General features: G+C 38.1%; 4 protein-coding genes. 3 read left to right on the top strand and 1 reads right to left on the bottom strand.

Annotated features, from left to right (window positions below; genetic code table 11):
* The first annotated feature begins 248 nt into the window (after positions 1 to 248).
* The 3 genes from GNE10_RS33510 (at position 249) to psbM (ending at position 1280) form a co-directional block, all read left to right on the top strand.
* Positions 249 to 386, top strand: coding sequence for a photosystem II reaction center protein K (locus tag GNE10_RS33510; protein WP_006195022.1), 138 nt, complete (start codon positions 249 to 251; stop codon positions 384 to 386).
* 189 nt (positions 387 to 575) lie between these two features.
* On the top strand, positions 576 to 872 hold the full coding sequence (locus GNE10_RS33515; protein ID WP_099071961.1) for a 2Fe-2S iron-sulfur cluster-binding protein: 297 nt from the start codon (positions 576 to 578) through the stop codon (positions 870 to 872).
* A gap of 291 nt (positions 873 to 1163) precedes the next feature.
* Positions 1164 to 1280, top strand: a complete 117-nt coding sequence (gene psbM / locus GNE10_RS33520) for a photosystem II reaction center protein PsbM (protein ID WP_073639518.1) — start codon at positions 1164 to 1166, stop codon at positions 1278 to 1280.
* Between the two features lie 406 nt (positions 1281 to 1686).
* Here the strand turns inward: psbM and GNE10_RS33525 are convergent, their stop codons facing one another.
* A complete protein-coding gene (locus GNE10_RS33525; RefSeq protein WP_099071962.1) occupies positions 1687 to 2538 on the bottom strand; it encodes a universal stress protein in 852 nt (283 codons plus the stop codon).
* Positions 2539 to 2812: the final 274 nt, after the last annotated feature.

Below are 2812 nucleotides of genomic sequence, written 5' to 3' on the forward strand. Positions count from 1 at the left end.
GGGTGATGGGGAGATGGGGTGATGAGAAAGACAAGGGAGACAAGGGAGACAAGGGAAACAAGGGAGATGAGTTTTTCCCCTGGAAACCCTGGAACACCTGGAGCCTTTTCTGCCCCATGCCCCATGCCCAATGCCCTATGCCTAATGACTAATGACCTATGACCAATGACTAAATTACCAATGACCAAACCATGTTAAGATATTTCTCAATTATTAACGCTGTGTTGGATAGGTGGATTTAAACAAACATGGAAGCAGCACTTTTATTAGCAAAACTGCCTGAAGCTTACCAAATCTTCGATCCTTTGGTGGATGTTCTCCCAGTCATTCCTGTATTCTTTTTGTTGCTTGCTTTCGTTTGGCAAGCAGCCGTAGGGTTCAGGTAAGTTTATTGATTTATTCAAATCTTTTTATTAGGACAGGTATCATGCCTGTCCTATTTTTATGATGTCATGTTTGCTTATTTAACATTTATTAATATTTTGTAATGAATTATTATAATAAGTAAGATATGAGCCAAGCCATGTCAATATTAAGCCTTGAAAGGGAAGCTGAGAGTCAAGGAGGAATCAACTATGGGTAATATCAAATTTGTTAAAGAAAATAAAGAAGTAGTAGCAGCGGATGGTGCAAATCTCCGACTCAAAGCTATTCAAAACAACATTGATATATATACATTGATTGGTAAGATGACAAATTGCGGTGGCTACGGTCAATGTGGCACTTGCATTGTCGAGATAGTGGAAGGACAGCAGAATCTTTCCCCCCGTACAGATGTAGAAAACCGGAAATTAAAGAAAAAGCCTGAAAATTACCGTCTTGCTTGTCAAACTTTAGTCAATGGCCCTGTGAGTGTGGTTACAAAACCTTAAGTTTTGTGAAATTAAGCATCGCTAGCATTTAACTAATTCCAGAAGAATGCACAATTCAGAATTCAGAATTAATCGATGGGAATTGGGACTCGCTACCTAGAAGCACCACTAAATTGAAATTTGGTACAGCTGCTAAACCTGGTTATACATCCATCCTTTGGACTGCAATTGATTCTGAATTGTGACTTCTGACTCTTGAATTTGGTTTTGGTAAAAAATTTGAACCAACTCTGTCATCGATGATGATATCCTAATGTTGTAGATTGGAAATTTAAGAGAGGCTTTCTTGCCATGCAAGTTAATGACCTGGGGTTCGTAGCGAGCATTTTGTTCGTACTTGTGCCCTCTGTGTTTTTATTAATTCTGTACATCCAAACTGCTAGCCGCGAAGGTGGAAAAGATACTTAATACGTTTTGTATAAAATAAAAACTCCTGCACTAATAATGTAGGGGTTTTTATTTATGGATGTGCCCAGTAGTACAAATAAAATTTGCTTTGTTTAATATCTACAGCAGATTTTATAACAAGGGACTGGTGACTGGGTGAAATATCTTTTTGTATTTAAGTTTTATGAGCAATTTAGTAAGTAGCTCAACCTCAAAAAACGTCACACGTAGATGTAAACAAATGTAGTGGCGTGTCAAGGCTAAAATGTTGCAATAAAATTTCTTGTGGGGTAAGCTTCTAGCCTGCTCCGGACGGGCGAGACGCCCATCCCACAAGAGTCAAGCTAATGCACTATTTTAAGCTTGCCACGCCACTATCATTGTTTTATGTTTAATTAAGTTGACCTACTTATGGAAAATCTCTAGCTTAAGCGATGGTTCGTGCTAGTAGTACTGGACAAGTGGCATTGACTCGGACATAGTCAGACAAAGATGCACCGATGAGTCGGTCAATATCAACAAAGCTTTTAGCAATGGATGGACGACGGTCTGGAGAACCGAGCAATAATAAGTCTACATTCAATTCCTCGGCTAAACGGCAAATTTCTTCACCAGGTTTGCCACTGCTAATATAACAACGAGGTTTGAGTCCGTATTTTTCAGCTTCCACAACCGCAGCTGCTAAAACTGGATTTTTGTCGGCAGTAACCTGAGTTATTTCTGATTTTTTACCGCCAAAATCTGTAGCGATATTTGCTAAAATCAACTCACCGCCCTGAATGTCTCGCAACAAAAATAGTGCCAATTTCAAGCAGTTTTTCGCTGCATCTGAATTGTCAATCGCTACCATAATGCGCTTAATTCTTTTGACATAAATGTCATCTTTAACTAGCAACATGGGGCGAGAAGATAGCTGGAAAACGTATTGACTGACAGAGTTGGATAAAATCGATTGTAGCCGCTTGAGTCCGCGGGAACCCATAACAATTAAATCGGCGTCGATTTCATCAGCTACTTGACAAACTACATCTTTAGGGTCGCCTTGGCGCAAAATTGAAGAAACCTCGCTAGCATCTAAGTTTAAGGTTTGAATAGCATTAGCGAGAATTCTACCGCCTTCTTCCCATTTAGCGGTCATATTAGCAGCAGTACTTTTTGCTGGAACTACATGCAAAACTGTAATTTTTGCAGATTGAATTGAAGGGATTTCTCTGAGGATTTTGAGCATTTCTTCCGCATGTCCCAATCCCGATACAGCTAACAAAATTTTGTGTATCATCGTTAATTGATTGTTCTTAAGTTTACTTTTGTTTTCGTGATGAGTGCTTGCTTAAAGTCGGCTTTTCACCGTCTTATTTGAGAATCTAGTTAGTAATTTGGTACAAATAAATTTTGTTTTTTAGTATTGAACATCCAAAGAGATGTTTAATTTGTAATTTGCACCCAGTTACTTAATTTTTCAACTAGACTTCAATGATTAAGCATACTCTCAATTTACCTTGATAAACTTAATAATTTATGATGTTAGTTATTATTTTTAATCTATATTAATT

The sequence above is a fragment of the Nostoc sp. 2RC genome, from assembly GCF_014222165.1.
Lineage (GTDB): Bacteria > Cyanobacteriota > Cyanobacteriia > Cyanobacteriales > Nostocaceae > Nostoc > Nostoc linckia.